Below are 18,418 nucleotides of genomic sequence, written 5' to 3'. Positions count from 1 at the left end.
GCCCGGGATCTCTACAATGGCTGCAGTGTATTTAGAGTATATAAGGATTACTTGTCAAAAACTCCGAGTTTTTTGCTAAAAACTCGCTTTATTAACAAAACAAACACAAGGTCACATATGAAACTTTAAAATAATATGCCGTTTTGTTTCACTATTTAACAGAAATTTGCTTTTTGTATTGAGATGGTGACATGCCTTGAAGGCGTGAAAAGGTGTGAGTAAAGGAAGATTGACCGGAGAAACCAGCCAGTTCAGCGACCTGACCAAGGCTGAGGTTACCTTGTTCGATTAAACGACGAGATCGGTCGATACGCTTACCTAACACGTACTGATGCGGAGTAATACCCATTTGATCTTTGAATAGCATGTGGAACTGGCTTTCACCCAAGAACACACTACCCGCAAGCTGCGCGACGGAGATCTTATTTGCTAAATGCTGTTCTATGTAGCGATCCAACGCTTCAAGATCAAAGCGTGAATCTTTGATTGAGGTTTCAAATGCCGAGATGTGTCTTTGCATCAGCGCGATCACCGTGTCATTACAGGCTCGGCTTAGTAGAAGATCATTAGGACTGGCCTGCATTTCTTGCACCAACATATGGATAAGCTTTTGAATTTGCGCGTCTAATTGGAAGTAGACGTTCGATGATTCTAACTGATTGATCTTCTCTAGCATCAGAGGGTCATCATCCGTTGGCACTGGCATATTGAGTACGAGAATATCCGACTGGCCAACCACACCACCGAAAGCATGATCAGAGCTCGCCGTTACCACACAACCTTGACCTGGGCCGACAAGATTACCTTTACCGCTCACTTCAAATTCAGCCTGACCTTTTAAACCAATCACCACCTGCGAATAATGATGATCGTGACAGTCCATATGCGAAGGCAAAGTTATGATTTCCGCTGGTCGGGGGCCTGTAAGCCCTAGCGGAGACAAGTCTAGGTTTGGAAAGGGTAAAGGTTTTGGCATGACAGCAAAGTACTTAGGTCGACATGATAAGAATAATACTCTGAAATCTGCAGAAGATGAATTTGTAAATGATCATGAGAGATGTTTTCTCTTCTTCAAAGAAAGATCATTATTGATAACCACGTGATCATGTCTCCGGAAGTATGATCAAGTGAGCCCAAACTACGGGCTTTGTAAAGTCAACCTTCCAATCTTTAGGCCACTCTTGCTTGTTCCAAGAGCAAATAAATCTGAACACCAAAAGTCAAAGCAAGTCACAAATGGAAACCAAATGACTACACCATAACGACAATATTTTCTTATATAGCTCAATTATTTCGGTGTAAATATGTAAAAAGTGTATCCGAAGTACCGAAACTTAGCTTTTGAGTAGATTGGAGGGCAATAAAACGGTATAAAGACGGGTACTGTGTTAATTGCTAATAACTAGTGACTGACAACTAGGAAGTAGACACTTTATTAACGAGCCAATTTTAAATATACAAGTTGCAGGGACCTATGACTAACTTTCGAATTTCAGCGCTTTTACTTGCGCTATCCCCACTTTGGGTATCTGCATCGTTATCAGCTGAAGAACTGAATCAAGTCGATCCCGTTTCAGCTATCGATGCAAAGCTAACAGAGAAAAACTCAGATATTGAGCGTATTTCAGCGACCAAAGTATCGGCAACTGAGACCTTAAAACAACTTCAAAACCAGAACAGTAAGTTGTTACGTGAAGGTGAAGAGTTAAAGGCAAAACGTAACCGAGCTAAATCTGTACTCGACAAACAATACAGTCGCTTACTTGACGATCCAGAAACGGACCTGGTTTCTTTTCAGAAAGGATACCAAGATGCTTGGGCTGCGGTTAAAGAGAATCAATCGTCTCAGCTAGATAATCAGCAAGCGATGAATGAGAACGAAATTTACCTTTCTCAAATTAAGCAAAAGCAAGCTCGTTTGAATAATGAGCTGGCTAACTTGAAAGAATCAAAAGTTGAAGCTCGCGTTAAACGTATTGCAACAGAACTTCGTGAAAGTGCCGTTCTTGAAACGAGCTACACCACCACATGTTCATCAACAATGACACTGGGTGAGTGTATTGCTCAAGGTAAACACCTGACGAAGCAGAAAGCAGTACAAAACTTCAAGAGCAAATTACTTGAACAGCTCACAGAAAGCACGCTAGCGAAGCAAAACTTACAAGGTGTTCAATTGAACATTCATGTTCAAGACAGCCAAGCAATCAAGAGCGGTTTCTCTGGAAACAACTCTTACTTTGTGCAGATGCAAGCTCAACTTCAAGCAAAACCGGAAGCGATTGCAGCATGTAACTTATTGAACGTTTCAACTCGCTACTGTTTAACGGACAGCGACGTTAAGGTTACAAAGAAGAGCGACAAGCAGTGGGCAAACGTGATGGTACGTTCTGATCAGTACAATGACTCAGTCACTATCAACGGCATTAAATACGGCAGCACACCCCTAGAGGTTTCGCTACCGAGCGGTCGTCACCAAGTAACCATTTCAAAAGAAGGTTACGAGTCATACAACCGCACAGTGACTATTAACGGCAGCGATACTATTTGGGTGAAACTCCTTCCTAGTAAAGAAAATGAAATCTAAATATATAAAGCTAAGCCTGATATAAATAGCCGTGCCTATTTCACAAAGCTGAATGAATACTCGCCATCTTGTTTGTAGTTATAGAAAGTAGCTTCAAACGAAATGGCGTTTTCGTTAGAATATTCAATTAACCTAAATTACGACTGAAGTAGCCCAACATGCGCCAAGGTTTTCCTACTCTATTATTTGCACTTGCTCCATGCTTAATGACGCCTGCTGTTTTCGCTGAAGCGACATCTCCAGCAATCACGTCATCAGTCATCGACATTGAAAGCTCTCTTTTCGAAGAACATGCCAGTTTAACGGCTATCGAGAAGAAGATGGCGGACAAACAAAATCAAGTCGACAACCAAGCAGAGCAAATGGCACGTCAAGCCAAGTTATTAGCTCAATCAGAGCAAAAACTCGCAACGGCGAAAACTAGCCTAGAGCAAGATTACACTCGCATGATTGATGAGCCAGATTTCGATATCTCACCAGCTCAAAATCGCTTTCAAGATGCCTGGAAATCGGTAAAAGAGCACAAGCTTACGATTTCGGATTCAGAGCAAAAGCTTCAAAGCTTAGTGATGGAACTAGAGGCCATCAAAGCCGAAAAATCGGCTGTAGAAATGTCTATCGCCCATTTGAATCAAGACAAACTAAGAGCAAGAGCTGAGAGATTAAGAAGCGAGGTCACTCAAACACAAGAACATACCGTTAGCTTTACCAACCGCTGTAGCAGCGACATGACGTTAGCTCAATGTTCAGACCAAACGGTGGCTTTGACACTTCAAAAAGCAGTAAAACAATTTCAAAATAGCCTTGTATCCAACGCGACAGAATCAAAAATAGTAAAAGAACACCTAGCGTCTGCATCTTTGAATATTCACGTTCTACAACACAGCGTGAAATCATCTGGCTTCTCCGAAGATAACCGTTACCGAGCCGTGATTACCGCGAATTTAGAAACTCGTCCAGATAAGAACACCCCTTGCCGCCTACTTGGTATCAAATCCTCGAACTGTTTCGATCAGAGCGATCTACAAGCCGATGATCAACAAAAAGAAGTTGCTTGGGTTAACTTGGTGGTTCGTTCAAATCAATATAATGACAAGGTTTCTATCAATGGTGTGAACTATGGCAGCACACCGGTTGAAGTGATGTTACCTACAGGGCAACACATGGTTACGATTGAGAAAGAAGGTTATCTTTCTTTCCACCAAGAGCTGAAAATAGCCCGAGATCACAACCTAAGAGCAGTATTACAAGCGAAGCAGAACTCACTGAATGTGGGGACTAAGTTTGCTGACCCAATGGGCAATGGTGCTCAAAGTCCAGAAATGATTGTGGTTGGATCTGGGACTTACCTACTCGGTGAAAATAACGCTGAGCAAGTCACGATCAAACAGCCATTTGCATTAGCGGCAACCCCAACTCGTGTTCAAGACTTTAAAGCATTTGTGAAAAATACGGGGTACCAGACAGACGCAGAGCTGATGAACACTTGTGATACCTTCGTGAATGCAGAAATCACGACTGTGTCAGACAATGACTGGAAAGCTCCTGGTTTCAAGCAAGTCGATAACTCACCCGTTGTATGCGTCAGCCAAAGCGATGCGAAAGCGTACACACGTTGGTTATCTAAAAAAACAGGCTTTACTTACCGCCTACCAACACAACAAGAGTGGGAAGCGGCGGCAAGAGCGGGTCAAGATACCAGCTTCTGGTGGGGCAACAAATTCCGTTCAGGTAGAGCTAATACTGGTTGGTCTGGTACACAGTGGTCAAACGTCAGTACTTCTCCTGTAAAATCATTCTTGCCAACGCCAACGGGTTTCTACGACATGGTAGGTAACGTTTGGGAATGGACTGCAACCCAAAAAGGCATCGCTAAGGGGGGCGCGTGGAGCTTCTCTCCTGAAGAGGCAAAAGTGTTTGCTGAACTGTACGTTTCGCCTTCTACTGCCGCTAACTACTTAGGATTCCGAGTATTACGAGAGCTATAAGCTCTTGGTATTACTCAAAGCCCTCAAATATTTACCTTAGATTCTCCTAGTATCAGGTTGAGTCAGTGTTTATAGGGGAATTCCCTCCTTATATTCGATCTCGCCTAGGAGTAAATTCGTCGATAGAGTAGTAAGTCACTCTGGGTATCTATCTGATACCTCAGCTTAATTTACATGACCCTCGTAAATTAAACTGGAAATCTTCTACGTGTCGACAAGGTATATCTTGTCTTTGGCCAGCCCTTCTTCAGGCTGGCTTTTTTTTGCTTTTTTCTCATCCTTTTTGTTTAGCTATCGATCAATAAAAGCGCACTTAAACAGCATGCCGTCCAACTATTGATCACACTCCATTTTTGATGCATAACTCGACTTCTAATTGTCATTGCAGCTCTATAAGAAACTGATATCATTGCAATACTCCCTCTTACGAGATAAAGCCTTGCCGGATCCCCTCAACTCCATACATCGTTCTTTATTTGAACAACTTCCAGGTTGCTGGGGTTGCAAAGATACTGACTCTGTCTTCGTGTATGCTAACCTTGCTTACAACCAATTAATTGGCTTAAAACCCAACGAAACTTGTACGGGCTTAACCGATTTCGATATGCCTAGTCAAACAACCGAATGCGCGCAGGATTTCAGGGCTCAAGACAAACATGTAATGGATACACGCAGTACTCTTAAAATCCTCGATATTCACCCTTATCCAGACGGACGCTGGCACGCCCATATTTTTACTAAAACCCCTTGGCTTGATGGGAATGGCGAAGTTCAAGGCACCATTTTTTATGGTCAAGAACTCACCGACACAGCCATCTTAGAGGTAGGCCATTGGGTGTGTCAGGCGACTTGCAAAAAAGACAATCAAGTGTCCATTGCAGGATCAAAGCCACGCATATCAAAGCTCAAAAAGCGACTGACTTCGCGAGAATCAGAAGTGCTGTTCTTGCTGCTATTCGGCAAGAAACCACAGTACATCGCGTCTACGTTGAACATTTCAATCAAAACGGTCGAAGGGCATGTCGCCAGGTTGAAGCAGAAATTTGATGCGCGCAGTAAAAGCCAGTTGATTGAGTATGCGTTGGACTCGGGGCTAGGCTCCATGATCCCAGAAACCCTGCTTAAAAAGCAGATCTCCGTTGTTCTGCACAGTGACTAGATATTGGTTTGATGAGATACAGACAAAAAAATACCGTTGATAAGTCTAATCAACGGTATTTTTGGATCAGTTAAGCAGTTAAGCAGTTAAGCAGTTAAGCAAATTAAGGCGCTAGGCGGTCGATATCCCAACGGCTATCTTGGCGTGAGAACAAGAAGCGATCATGCAAGCGGTGCTCTCCACCTTGCCAAAACTCAATGCTATCCACACGCACACGGAAGCCACCCCAGAAAGAAGGCACAGGAATCTCTCCTTTCGCGAACTTCTGTTTAAGCTCTAGATATTTGCCTTCTAAAATCCCACGAGCAGAGATACGGCTACTTTGCTTACTTGCAATTGCGGCCAATTGGCTCTCTTTTGGTCGTGACGAGAAGTACTTCATATTTTCCATTGCTGTCAGTTTTTCAGCCGTGCCCGTAATATGAACTTGTCGCTCAAGAGGGTGCCAAGGGAAATGCAAACTGATTTTGCTATTGTGCTCTAGCTGGTGCGCTTTACGGCTACCTAAGTTGGTGTAAAAAACGAAGCCGTCTTTATCAACATTCTTTAGCAGAACAATTCGCTGGAATGGCTGACCATTTTCATCAACCGTAGCAACTGTCATGGCAGTAGGGTCCGTCAACTTAGCTTCAATAGCTTGCTCTAGCCATAGATTGAATTGCTCAATCGGGTCTACGGCTAAGTCTTTACGTCTCAATCCACCCTTAGCGTATTCGCGACGAATATCGGTCAGTTCCATTTGGTTGCTCCTTTCAATTTTTTTTGATTTTGCGCTGTAATCCTTTGAAACACAAGTCTAAGCCATGGTTTTGTCTCACAGAAGGTGCTCTGTGTTAACAAGATCTCGGTACTCTATCCATCATATTGATAATCTTTATACAAACCGATGACATGCTGAGATCCTAGTGACTAAGATACTGCTTAACATAATGACTCCCTTCGTTTTATTCTCATTGTTATTGGGGGCTATTGGGCTGAGCACAACTCATTTTTTGGCAGTACAATTTCAAGAAAAAGTGGTCACTCAAAAGCTCAACGAAGCGGCCAATAAAGCGAACCTACAAATCGACTCTGAACTGGATAAATTCAAACAGATCCCTGATTTGCTCAGCCATGACCCGCGTCTGCTCTCTTATTTTGACTCATCACCACAAACAGACAAGATTTCCGCTGCGCAGCTCAATCAATTGCTATTTGAATGGTCTAATCAAAGCCAAGCTGACACCATCTATATTCATGACCCGAGCGGTACTGTGGTCGCTTCCAGTAATTACCAGAAGCTCGGTACTTTCGTGGGTGAGAACTTCTCGTTTCGTCCTTATTTTGCGTCCGCGATTGAAGGTAACAGCACACACTATGTCGCACTGGGGGCTCGCTCCAACGTACGCGGTTACTTTTTGTCTTCGCCCCTGTATATAGAGAATGACATTGTTGGGGTTATCACCGTTAAAGTGAGTCTAGAGAACCTTGAAAACATCCTAACCAGCGATGATTTTGAGATTGTGGTACTCGACTCTAACCAAGTGGTTTTTCTCTCCAGCCAAACTCAGTGGCTTTATCACTCGTTGTTGCCATTAAGCCAGAAGCAACAAACCGATATCGCCCTGCAGCGCCAATACGGTCAAAGCGAAATTTCGATCATAGAAGCTTTTCGCTCTTCCAACTATCAACCACAAGTTAACGACGCTAGTCAGCCCAACAACATTCAACCAAATCGAGTACAAAAAGAACTTACGGCAAACCGATTGTTTAAACTTGGGCCGTTCAATCTTTACCCCGCAGCCTTCAGTAACAATCAGTACCAAGTTGTCGCATTAAAAAAGGCCGAAGCTGAGCTTATTAAAGTGCTGCAGATCGATGTCATCTTCGTGGTGATTTACAGCTTGGTGATGCTCATCGCGTGGTCGTGGCGACAGACTTACGTCGCGAAAGTGGCGCTAACCCGGCTCAACCAAAACCTAGAACAAACCGTTGATAAACGTACTCACTATTTGAAGAAATCCAATCAACAACTTCAGCAAACCATTTTTCAATACCAAGCATCGCAGTTAAAGCTGAAGCAGACAGAACAAGAGCTGGCCCAAACAGCAAAATTAGCGGTACTCGGAGAGCTGTCAGCCAGCATTAACCACGAAATCAACCAACCGCTTGCAGCGCTTCGAACTTATAGCGAGAACAGCTTAAAGCTGCTAGAAATGGAACGGACAGATTTAGTGAAGAGCAATCTTGAGAAAATGATTGGCCTCAACAACACCATTACCGACATCATAGCGCGACTCAAAGTCTTTACTCGCAAGGTCACTAAACAAGAACATCATGTCGCGAACCTGCACCAAGCGGTCAACAACGCCACCAGTATTCTCAGTGCGCTGATGATCAAGCAAGGCATTACACTAAGACTAAGCACGGTGCCAAATCACATTAATATTGCCATTCATCCAACCGAACTCGAGCAAGTACTGGTGAATCTAATTCACAACGCGACTCAAGCGCTTCAACAGCAAGTTATTGAACAGAAAATCTTGCAGGAGCAACAAAACCTGGAAAGCATTGATCAACAGGCTAGCCCACAGATAGGCATCGAATGGCAACTGCATCATGACTCTTGTCAGCTGATCATTTGGGATAACGGAATTGGCATGCCGGATAACAAACTAGAACAGCTATTCGACCCGTTTTTTACCACCAAACCGGAAGGTTTAGGGCTAGGGCTTTCAATATCGAAACGGATTATTGAAGCGTATCACGGCACAATCAGCGCCAACCGGTTAGAGCCTTCAGGCATGGTATTCTCGCTAAGCATCCCGTTATATAACGATAAGGGCTAACGTGCCGTTGTTATCGTTGATTAGAAAATGAATTTTGCATACTGCTAATTTCACACATAGCTAACCTCACATACTGTTAAGGATTCGACTTTTGCACTCTCTGCCTAAACTCTATTTTGTCGATGATGAACCCGCCATTCGAGACTCCGTAGAACAAGCCATGCTCATTGAAGGCATCGATATTGCCAGCTTCCCCAATGCCATTGAGGCGCTAAAGAGAATAGATGTGACGCAAGCTGGGATTGTCATTACCGATATTCACATGCCGGTGATGGATGGCATTCAATTGACGCAAAAACTGCTGAATCAAAACCCTCATTTTCAGATCATCGTACTAACAGGCCATGGGGACGTGCAAACAGCCGTCTCCGCAATGAAAGCTGGCGCTTATGATTTTTTAGAAAAACCGTTTGTGGTCGATGCCCTGCTGACCGCAGTAAAAAAAGCATCGGATAAGCTGGCACTGGTTGAAGAGAATAATCTATTACGTAAAGAGTTGGCGGTACAGAATCAGGTAGGTCCAAAGTTGATTGGTCAATCGCCATCAATGCAGGCATTACGCCGAGAACTGATCTCTCTAGATACCAAAACTAACCCACTTCTACTGTTCGTCGGTGATTTAGGAACGGGCAAAAGGGTTACGGCGCAGTACACGCACGATCTTCACAGCCATCAAGCTGCAGAGCTTTGCCCTGTTGCTGCGTTTAATTTGCCACGCAGTGACGAAGCGACATTCCATCAGTTTGTTTTGCAACTGTTCTTGAAACATCAGGGGGGGACACTTTATATCCATGAAACAGAAGCATTAACTCAAGACCAATGGCAGTGGCTAGCGAACCTAAAACCCACTCTACTTCGTGAAAACTCATGCAAGACCAGTGCAACTTGTATCATTTTAGCAACCACAATACTTCCTACTACAATGGTAAGTGAGTTCCGTCGATTTGATTTGCTACCGCTAGCGCAACGAACAGAAGATATTGGTTCTTTGTTTAAACATTTCGCTCGTGGTGCGGCAAGTCGATATCAGTTACCCCCTCCGGTGATTACAGAAAAAGAGGTTCAACGATTGATCGCCACTCACTGGAGTGAAAATATTCGACAGCTTCGCCAACATGCAGAGCTCAGAGTGTTGACTAAACCCAAGCTGGCATCGCTTGAATCAGAGCCTAATCATAATCAAGAGCAAAGCGATAAAGACCACATCGATCTAAAGACTGAAGAGCAACAACTGTCATTAAGCCAACGAACCGATAGCTTTGAGCAAATCATCTTGATAGAGGCACTACATCGTCATCAAGGGCGCTTAAAAGAGGTACAGCAAGAGCTGCAAGTATCGCGAAAAACGCTTTATGACAAGCTGAGAAAGCACCAACTTGATAAAACAGATTTCAAAAAACAATAAGAGTTAAAAAATATATAAATTCAAAGATTTAAAGGAGCAAAGCCTTAACATTTATCAAAAGTAAGAATACACTCACAAAGCTTGCACTTTTATTTAGCGAACAAGGACTGTTATGAGTCAGAAAAATTTCAGCAAATTGAACGAGACCGAACTTGAGTATGTCGATGACAAAACAGCGGCACTGCTCCTCAATACGCCCACCAGTGCGCGTATTATGTTGTGGGTTATCGTTCTGTTTTTTGTCGCTGCTATTGGTTGGTCTGCTTGGGCTGAAATCGACAAAGTGACTGTTGGCCAAGGCAAGGTGATCCCTTCCTCTCAGATTCAGGTGGTGCAAAACCTTGAAGGTGGTTTGGTTAAAGAAATTTTAGTCAAAGAAGGGCAACGAGTTCAAAAAGGGCAACAATTACTATTAATAGATGACACTCGATTCCGCTCTGACTTTCGTGAGCGTGAGCAACAAGTTGCGAACTTAACGGCTAATGTACTGATGCTGTCCGCCTCACTGACCAGTGTTGTTATCAATGAAGAATTCTCAGTAAAGGAGTGGAAAAAAAGTGTCTTACTCGATTATGGTAAACTCGCCTTCCCACCACTATTCTACGACCTTCACCCCAAATTGGTTAATCGCCAAAAAGCAGAATATCGTCAAGATCTGAATAACCTGAAGAACCAACTTTCCGTTTTTGATCAACAGGTTGGACAGAAACAACAAGACCTAGTTGAAATAAAAGCGCGTGTTCAGAATTTAAGACAGAGTTACAACTTTGCCCGCCAAGAATTAGATATTACCAAGCCTCTTGCTGATGAAGGGGTGGTGCCAAAAATTGAACTGCTCAAGCTGCAAAGGCAAGTTAACGACACTCGCCGAGAAATGACCTCTAGCGAACTCAAAATCCCTCTTCTACGTTCAGCAATCAAAGAAGCGATGCTCAGTCGTATCGATGCTGCATTGAACTTCCGATCAGAACAACAAGAGAAGCTAAACCAAGCACAAGATAAGCTCTCTGCAATGACGGAATCAGCGGTTGGCCTTGAAGACAGAGTTAATCGAACTGTAGTAGTTTCTCCAGTAACAGGAACCGTCAAAACGCTTGGTATTAATACCGTAGGCGGTGTTATCCAGCCGGGTATGGACATTGTTGAAATTGTACCAACTGAAGACTCCCTATTAGTTGAGGCGAAAATTGCTCCACAAGATATCGCATTCTTACGTCCAGAATTGAGCGCTGTGGTTAAATTCAGTGCCTATGACTTTACTAAATACGGTGGTTTAGTGGGTGTGTTAGAGCACATCAGTGCCGATACCACTCAAGATGAAGAAGGCAATAGTTTTTACATCGTGCGTGTTCGTACCGAGAAGTACAGCTTTGGGGCTAATGAAGAGCTGCCTATCATTCCAGGTATGACCGCTTCTGTCGATATCATCACCGGCAAAAGAACCGTGCTTGAATATATGTTGAAGCCAATTTTTAGTGCTCAAAACAACGCACTAAAAGAGTAAGGACGGTTAATGCTTGAGAACGTCTTCCTAGATGCAGTGAAAAAACAAGAGCAGCGGCAATGAAATCTCGTTTTTCGTTATTGCTGCTGTTCCTTACCTCTTTTACTTCCGGAGCACTGAACAAGAGTGACCAAAGGTGGATAGACGCAGTCTCTGTAACCTACGGAGAAAGAGCAGGGAAGCGAGTGTCGACATGGCGCTCAAATATGACGTCGTACGCAGGGTTAAGTGAAAAAGAGAAACTCGATTCGGTAAATCGGTTCTTCAACCAAATGTACTTTGTCGATGACAGTATACTTTGGGGAAAGAATGACTACTGGGCGACACCGCTGGAATTTTTGGGCAGTAACGCGGGTGACTGTGAAGATTTCACTATCGCAAAATACTTCTCTTTACTTGAACTCGGCGTCCCAGATAAGAAATTACGATTAGTGTATGTAAAAGCACTTGAGTTAAACCAATTCCATATGGTGTTGGCTTACTACTCTACACCCAGTGCAGAACCACTAATTTTAGACAACTTAAACCCTGAAATAAAACGCGGCTCCAAGCGCAGAGATCTACGACCGATATACAGCTTCAATGGTAAAAACCTATGGTTAATCAAGTCGGCGGCAGGCAGCGGCAAGTTATCAGGAAAATCTTCAAGATTGAGCTTATGGAACGACTTACGTTCGCGTGAGCGCTCTCTAAAATTAAACAAACCCATTATCAATTACGATGAGTAGGTACAATGACTTTATATAAACAGCTTGTGGTCGGAATGGTTGCGGTTTTCATATTACTGATGACCTCAGTTTTTATGATCGAATTCAATACCACCCGTGACTACTTAGAAGAGCAGCAACGCTCTGAAGTAAATAATACCATTAATACTGTTGGACTGGCGCTCGCCCCTTACCTCGAAGAAAAGGATCAAGTGGCTGTAGAGTCTGTTATCAACGCACTGTTTGATGGTAGTTCTTACTCTGTCGTACGATTAATTTTTTTAGACACAGGAGATGATATTCTTCGTTCATACCCTGTGAAACCAAGTGGTGTCCCACAATGGTTTACCAACCTGAATTTGTTTAAACCAATTCACGATCGCCGCGTGATTACTAGTGGTTGGATGCAACTTGCTGAAGTTGAAATTGTGAGCCACCCAGGTCCTGCCTACACTCAGCTTTGGGAAGCATTTACGCGGCTAGTGACCTTCTTTGGAGCGATTTTCTTACTGGGTTTGATCTCGATTTCATGGATACTCAAGCGAGCACTACGTCCGCTGTCATTAATTATTAAAAAAATGGATCAGATCGCCAAAAATCAGTTCGGTGAGCCTCTAGTTCGCCCTAAAACAAAAGATCTCATCTTAGTCGTCGACGGTATTAACCATATGTCGACTCAAGTTGAACTTGCATTTAAGAGCCAAGCACAAGAAGCACAACGACTTCGTGAGCGCGCGTATATCGACCCTGTTTCTCAGTTAGGTAACCGTGCTTACTACATGTCTCAATTAACTCAGTGGTTAGAAGAGTCTAGTTTAGGTGGTCTGGCGGTGCTAAAAGCCGAATTTATTAGTGAAGAATATGATGACAAAGGCTATCAAGAAGGCGATGCCTTAGTTCACCAATTAGCTGAACAGCTACAGGCTTCTATTTCATCTCCAGATATTACTATCGCTCGTATTTCTAGTGATGAGTTTGGCTTCATTATGCCGAACATTGATGAAAGTGAACTGAAACTCGTCGCGAGCAGCATCGTAAACTGCATTCAAAATCTAGGTTCAGATCCAACAGGTATGGCGAATCCACACATAGCTCTCGGTGTGACATACAGCAAGAAACGTAAAACCAGTACTGAAATCATGTCTTTGGTCGATAACGCACTGTCTAGCGCGAAAGCGAACCGTGAGCTCGCTTACGGTTACGTAACTGCTGACGACCATGGCGCTGTAATGGGTAAACAGCAATGGCGCATGTTGGTCGAAGAAGCAATCATCAATGACCTAGTAACTTTCCGCTTCCAAGCTGCAAATAATAGTTTTGGCAAAACCTATCACCAAGAAGTGTTTTCTGCAATTGAGAAAGAGGGGGTTCGTTACGGTGCCAACCAATACTTATACGCATTAGAACAGCTTGAAATGAGCCACATCCTCGATCAATACGTTATCGAGAAGATGATTGAAAAACTGAATGCAAAAGAGCTTACGAGCCCCGTTGCTATCAATATCTCGCCAAGCAGTATTTCTCAGCCAAGCTTCATCCGTTGGATTGGAAAATCTCTTGAAAAAAATGCGTCAATCGCTCATCTGTTGCATTTTGAGATTCCAGAAAACTGTTTCGTCAATGTTCCTCACTACACGGCACTATTGTGTAACACCATTCGCAACGCTGATGCGGTGTTTGGTGTCGATAACTATGGACGCAACTTCCAATCGCTCGATTACATCAACGAGTACCGCCCTAGCTATGTGAAGCTGGATTACCTATTTACTCATAACCTTGATGACGAAAAACAGAAATTTACGTTAACGTCTATCTCAAGAACGGCTCATAACCTTGGTGTGACGACTATTGCGTCACGAATTGAAACTCAGACTCAGTTAGATATTTTGTCTGATAACTACGTAGAAGTGTTCCAAGGCTTCATTGTTGATAAATAGTTGTAAGGTTATATCGCATGCAAGATCCACTATTAAACTCACTGATCTACGTTAGTCGGTATTACGGGTTAGCTAACTCGCCCGAAGCGTTGATCAATGGGCTACCACTCTCTGATGGAAAGCTAACCCCTTTCCTATTCCCTCGCTCTGCAGAGCGTGCGGGGTTAGTGGCCAAAGAAAACCGTTCCGATCTAGAAAACATCCCTCACTTAATTCTGCCTGCCGTATTGTTACTCAAGCAAGGTGAGGCTTGCGTTCTTAATAGTATCGATATTGAGAAGCAAGAAGCCGAAATCATCACAACGGAAAGTGGGATGATGCCAATCGTCATCCCAATCGAAGAGTTGAAAGAGCAATTCATCGGCCGTTACTTCTTAGTAAAAAAACAATTCCGTTATGATGAACGCTCGCCAGAAATTTTAAAAACGCGCGAAGGTCACTGGTTTTGGAGCACGATTTGGCAATCTAAAAAAATCTATCGAGATGTGCTGATCGCATCAATTCTAATCAACCTTTTCGCTATTGCAGCTCCAATGTTTACTCGTTTGGTGTACGACAAAGTGGTACCAAACCTTGCGTTTGAGACGCTATGGGTACTCGCGAGTGGTATTTTTGTCGTCTTCCTCTTTGACTTGCTTTTAAAGTTAATGCGAAGCTACTTTATTGACGTTGCGGGTAAGAAATCCGATATCCTGATTTCATCTAAGTTGTTCAGTAAGGTGCTCGGGATTCGCATGGAAGCTAAGCCTGCTTCTGTCGGTGCTTTTGCTAAAAACCTGCAAGAATTCGAGTCAATCCGTGAGTTCTTTACTTCGGCAACAATAGGCTCATTAATCGATTTGCCATTCGCTCTTATGTTCTTGGCGTTAATTTGGTTAATGGCTGGCAACCTTGTGTTTGTTCCTGTCGTTGGCGTGGTGATACTGATCATCTATGCGTTGTTAATACAAGGCCCGCTGCGTCGTACCATTGAAGAAGGCTCTCGCCTTGCTTCTCAGAAGTACGCAAACTTAATTGAGAGTCTAGCGGGGCTAGAAACCGTTAAGCTATTCAGCGCTCAAAGCCAATTCCAATTCCGCTGGGAAGAAGCTGTTGCGCACATGGCAAACTGGAACATCAAAAGTCGTCGTATTACCGATAGCATCCAAAATACAGCAGGCTTTGTTCAACAAAGTACCAATGTGGGGATGATCATTTTTGGTGTGTACCTAATGGCAGAAGGCACTCTTACAATGGGTGGCTTGATTGCCGCTACTATGTTGAGTGGTAGAGCAATTGGTCCTCTTGTCCAGTTATCATTGCTTTCTACGCGTTATAACCAAGCGAAGTCATCAATGACCTTGATTGAACAAGTCATGTCGATGCCCAGTGAACAAGAGGAAGGTAAGCGATACATCCACCGTCCGATTATTCAAGGGCATATCGCGCTTGATAAAGTAACATTCCATTACCCTGATTCGCCAATCGCGTCTATAAGAGACCTGACTCTTAATATTAGTCCAGGTGAAAAGGTCGCGATTATTGGACGAATTGGTTCAGGTAAAAGCACACTTGAACGCCTGATTATGGGCCTGTACAAGCCCACAGAAGGTCATGTTCGCATTGATGACACCGATATGGAACAACTTCACCATGTCGACGTACGACGTAATATAGGCTGTGTGCCGCAGGACAGTAACCTATTCTATGGCACGGTAAGAGACAACATTACCTTGGGACGCCCGTTGGTTGACGATCGTGATGTCATGGATGCTGCCAACCGTGCAGGTGTTACCGCTTTTACTCAGCAAGATCCCGCAGGCTTAGAACGCCAAGTAGGTGAAGGTGGTGGTTTACTCTCAGGAGGTCAACGTCAGTCGATAGCCATAGCTAGAGCCTTCCTAGGGCGCCCTCCTGTATTGTTGATGGACGAACCTACCAGTGCTATGGATAACCGTTCAGAGATGCACATTAAGCATCAGCTGAGCCAGTTGTTACCTAGTGAGACTTTGATTCTTATCACCCACAAAACGTCGATGTTGGATATCGTGGATAGAGTGATTGTGATGGAGAAAGGCAGCATTATTGCCGACGGACCAAAATCACAAGTTCTGTCAGACTTGAAGCAAGGAAAGGTAAAAGCGGCAAGTTAAAGCGCTCATGTGACTTAAAGAATCGAACTAAGTCAATATCAGCAAAAGCAAAGGGGGAGCATCAGCTCCCCCTTTCTTATTTGGTCTAATGAGCAGAACACTGCTCGAACCGCTCTATTCAGTATTGGGCAATTTCAGAGTCGCTCAATTACAATGAGATATCTTCTTTCTCCATTTTGAAAGAACATTGAATTTCATATTGATTGAACGAGAAAACACTGCCGCCGTGCGTTCGCTTAGTCGTCACCATCTCATCACCAAACAAAACAGATACACGGGTGTACACTTTCTCGTGCGCCTCTACTGTGCACTCGGCAAGGTTTGTCTCAAATTCAGCTTCGAGTGTATCCAACTGCGATTTAGTCTTCTCTATCGCTTGATTGTTTTTTTCTCGTCGCTGCTCAATCTCCAACGCTTGCTCTTCGCTTCTTTCCGCTTTTGGTCGCTTCTTAAATTCGAGTTCTTGACGGATGACGTCCATGGTTTGTTCTTGAGCGTGCTTATAAATCTCCTTCAATTGAGCTATCTTTTTTTGATATCCCTCGAAGCGAGCAAAACCATGAACCTTAGTTGCTGTATCCCCTTCAACGCCTAAGAAAACACATTCCACTTTACCGCCGACTTTAGCTTCACCGCCACTAAGTGTGCCATGCTTCTTAAAGGTATCCATCACAATGAGGTTGTTGCCACAACGAATGTCGTTACTCATGCTATGTAGATTGAGTAGAATGTCATTGCCGGTTTGCAGTTCCGTATTCTGTGCGTAGCTTGCTGTGATAGAGCCTTTGCTAAGTACTTTACAGCTTTTTGGCTCATCCTCTTTGGTCGTATGACCAATAATTCCTTTCGCGACTTTTATATCCCCCTGAGCCTGAACTTCTGCAGATTCAATAAAGCCACCAACAGTAATGCTTCCGGTCGCCTTCACTATCATTCCAGGTTCTATATTCCCAGAGACAAACACATTACCTTTGAATTTAACGTGCCCAGTAGATACGTCGACATTGCTAACACATAAGGCGTCATCCACTTCGATACTTCGCTCTTTAATAATGGGCAGACCAGAGGATGAAGAAAGTAATAAATTAGGGTCGTCAGGGGAAATGTGGGTGCCTTTTCCTGGCTTAATCAAACTGTCTTGGCCCGGAAGGGGTGGGATAATTCGACCTTGGACGGTAAAGCCCGCAATACCTTTGGTGGCAGGAGTACGTTTCATTAGCGGGTCATTCTGACCAACGGTAATGGTTTCGCCGAGATCTCGCATATCGATCTTACCGGCGTCTTTACTGCGAGGCTTTAATACTTGATGAGTAATATCTTCAACCAATGCTGAAAACTTAGCATCTTTACCCTTCACAGCTGGAGAACCTTTGGCAACGGGCTGAGTAAATTTTTCACCCGGCTTTAGCTTGCTACTCATCATTAAGACTTTTCTAAGTGCTAGCTTATTAATTCCTTTCGTTATGTGAGCCTGAGCCAAGCAATGAATGATATCGCTGCCACGTAATGCCTGCCCATTATATGCCCCAGTTACAACAAGACTTGCGAGCATCTCATCATCAGACAGTTCAACCGTAACACTGGAATTACGAACTTCAGCAATCAATATTCCTTGATAAGCTTCTCCCTTACCTTCTTTAGCAAGAGTGACAAAACGCAGTATCTCTTCTTCGAAAATAAAATAGTTTGATGCATTCAAAGCTTCTAAGGTTGTTGGTAATGTCTTATTGTCAAAGCTTGCGTTGACCACAAACCCAGACGGCAGACATGCCATCACTTGCTTCCTATCTTCCGACAATGTAACGATGCTATCCCACATTCGAATTGTGTACCCTTAATAACTCTGTTGTTATGCAGTCTATATAATTCGCTCTGTGCTTAGAATCACTACAGTAGAATAATCAGCGTCACATCACTTACTTTCGATGTTGCAAAGGGACTCATAAATAAGACTGACCGATTCTAATCTCTTCTTCACCTTTACAAAAAAGATTCTTTCACGATTTTTCAAACTATGAATATTGGGTACGAGCATAAGATCGCAATACAGCGACGGATCTTCATCACCAAACGATTCGGGATGAATTGATGTGATAATATGAAATTATACCTTCCAAACAACGGCGATGATTAGATCGGTAGAATTGAGATAGGAAATGAGCGCCATGATGGAC

Annotated in this window: 12 protein-coding genes; 9 read left to right on the top strand and 3 right to left on the bottom strand. The window is 43.5% G+C overall.

All coding sequences use genetic code 11. From position 1 onward, the window contains the following. Positions 1-151: 151 nt before the first annotated feature. A complete protein-coding gene (locus tag OCV30_RS17160; protein WP_065679148.1) occupies positions 152-976 on the bottom strand; it encodes a helix-turn-helix domain-containing protein in 825 nt (274 codons plus the stop codon). A 498-nt stretch (positions 977-1,474) separates the two neighbouring features. Between OCV30_RS17160 and OCV30_RS17155 the strand changes: the two genes are divergently transcribed. The 3 genes from OCV30_RS17155 (at position 1,475) to OCV30_RS17145 (ending at position 5,731) form a co-directional block, all read left to right on the top strand. Next, positions 1,475-2,584: a PEGA domain-containing protein gene (locus OCV30_RS17155; RefSeq protein ID WP_009846003.1), complete on the top strand. Its 1,110-nt coding sequence runs from the start codon at positions 1,475-1,477 to the stop codon at positions 2,582-2,584. 158 nt (positions 2,585-2,742) lie between these two features. Next, the gene (locus tag OCV30_RS17150; protein ID WP_017102247.1) at positions 2,743-4,572 is read left to right on the top strand and encodes a formylglycine-generating enzyme family protein; all 1,830 of its coding nucleotides are present in this window, start codon (positions 2,743-2,745) and stop codon (positions 4,570-4,572) included. Positions 4,573-4,948: 376 nt separating this feature from the next. Further along, on the top strand, positions 4,949-5,731 hold the full coding sequence (locus OCV30_RS17145) for a helix-turn-helix transcriptional regulator (RefSeq protein WP_083994601.1): 783 nt from the start codon (positions 4,949-4,951) through the stop codon (positions 5,729-5,731). Between the two features lie 103 nt (positions 5,732-5,834). On the opposite strand, the gene pdxH is transcribed toward OCV30_RS17145, so the two are convergent. Beyond that, positions 5,835-6,470, bottom strand: coding sequence for a pyridoxamine 5'-phosphate oxidase (pdxH, locus tag OCV30_RS17140; RefSeq protein WP_065679146.1), 636 nt, complete (start codon positions 6,468-6,470; stop codon positions 5,835-5,837). A 190-nt stretch (positions 6,471-6,660) separates the two neighbouring features. On the opposite strand from pdxH, the gene OCV30_RS17135 reads away from it, so the two are divergent. The 6 genes from OCV30_RS17135 (at position 6,661) to OCV30_RS17110 (ending at position 16,244) form a co-directional block, all read left to right on the top strand. Continuing rightward, positions 6,661-8,559, top strand: coding sequence for a sensor histidine kinase (locus OCV30_RS17135; RefSeq protein ID WP_370736699.1), 1,899 nt, complete (start codon positions 6,661-6,663; stop codon positions 8,557-8,559). A 100-nt stretch (positions 8,560-8,659) separates the two neighbouring features. Continuing rightward, positions 8,660-9,964: a sigma-54-dependent transcriptional regulator gene (locus OCV30_RS17130; RefSeq protein WP_065679251.1), complete on the top strand. Its 1,305-nt coding sequence runs from the start codon at positions 8,660-8,662 to the stop codon at positions 9,962-9,964. 112 nt (positions 9,965-10,076) lie between these two features. Next, positions 10,077-11,468 (top strand): HlyD family type I secretion periplasmic adaptor subunit, encoded by a 1,392-nt coding sequence (locus OCV30_RS17125; protein WP_065679144.1) that lies wholly within the window; start codon positions 10,077-10,079, stop codon positions 11,466-11,468. A 59-nt stretch (positions 11,469-11,527) separates the two neighbouring features. Continuing rightward, the gene (locus OCV30_RS17120; protein WP_012600028.1) at positions 11,528-12,196 is read left to right on the top strand and encodes a transglutaminase-like cysteine peptidase; all 669 of its coding nucleotides are present in this window, start codon (positions 11,528-11,530) and stop codon (positions 12,194-12,196) included. A 5-nt stretch (positions 12,197-12,201) separates the two neighbouring features. Beyond that, positions 12,202-14,112, top strand: coding sequence for a bifunctional diguanylate cyclase/phosphodiesterase (locus OCV30_RS17115; protein WP_065679143.1), 1,911 nt, complete (start codon positions 12,202-12,204; stop codon positions 14,110-14,112). Between the two features lie 17 nt (positions 14,113-14,129). Next, positions 14,130-16,244 carry a type I secretion system permease/ATPase gene (locus tag OCV30_RS17110; protein ID WP_009846012.1) on the top strand — a complete coding sequence of 705 codons (2,115 nt, stop codon included), beginning with the start codon at positions 14,130-14,132 and terminating at the stop codon, positions 16,242-16,244. A gap of 148 nt (positions 16,245-16,392) precedes the next feature. Here OCV30_RS17110 and OCV30_RS17105 read toward each other — a convergent pair whose 3' ends face one another. Next, positions 16,393-18,063, bottom strand: coding sequence for a FapA family protein (locus tag OCV30_RS17105; protein WP_065679142.1), 1,671 nt, complete (start codon positions 18,061-18,063; stop codon positions 16,393-16,395). Positions 18,064-18,418 lie beyond the last annotated feature (355 nt).

The organism is Vibrio atlanticus, assembly GCF_024347315.1.
Lineage (GTDB): Bacteria > Pseudomonadota > Gammaproteobacteria > Enterobacterales > Vibrionaceae > Vibrio > Vibrio atlanticus.
Note: the sequence above shows the minus strand (reverse complement) of the source record. Positions and strands in the feature narration are given on the sequence as shown.

What these genes read in the sequence shown, in the direction of transcription:
- OCV30_RS17160 (WP_065679148.1), bottom strand. Translation starts at nt 976, where the DNA reads ATGCCAAAACCTTTACCCTTTCCAAACCTAGACTTGTCTCCGCTAGGG.
- OCV30_RS17155 (WP_009846003.1), top strand. Translation starts at nt 1,475, where the DNA reads ATGACTAACTTTCGAATTTCAGCGCTTTTACTTGCGCTATCCCCACTT.
- OCV30_RS17150 (WP_017102247.1), top strand. Translation starts at nt 2,743, where the DNA reads ATGCGCCAAGGTTTTCCTACTCTATTATTTGCACTTGCTCCATGCTTA.
- pdxH (WP_065679146.1), bottom strand. Translation starts at nt 6,470, where the DNA reads ATGGAACTGACCGATATTCGTCGCGAATACGCTAAGGGTGGATTGAGA.
- OCV30_RS17135 (WP_370736699.1), top strand. Translation starts at nt 6,661, where the DNA reads ATGACTCCCTTCGTTTTATTCTCATTGTTATTGGGGGCTATTGGGCTG.
- OCV30_RS17125 (WP_065679144.1), top strand. Translation starts at nt 10,077, where the DNA reads ATGAGTCAGAAAAATTTCAGCAAATTGAACGAGACCGAACTTGAGTAT.
- OCV30_RS17120 (WP_012600028.1), top strand. Translation starts at nt 11,528, where the DNA reads ATGAAATCTCGTTTTTCGTTATTGCTGCTGTTCCTTACCTCTTTTACT.
- OCV30_RS17115 (WP_065679143.1), top strand. Translation starts at nt 12,202, where the DNA reads ATGACTTTATATAAACAGCTTGTGGTCGGAATGGTTGCGGTTTTCATA.
- OCV30_RS17110 (WP_009846012.1), top strand. Translation starts at nt 14,130, where the DNA reads ATGCAAGATCCACTATTAAACTCACTGATCTACGTTAGTCGGTATTAC.
- OCV30_RS17105 (WP_065679142.1), bottom strand. Translation starts at nt 18,063, where the DNA reads ATGTGGGATAGCATCGTTACATTGTCGGAAGATAGGAAGCAAGTGATG.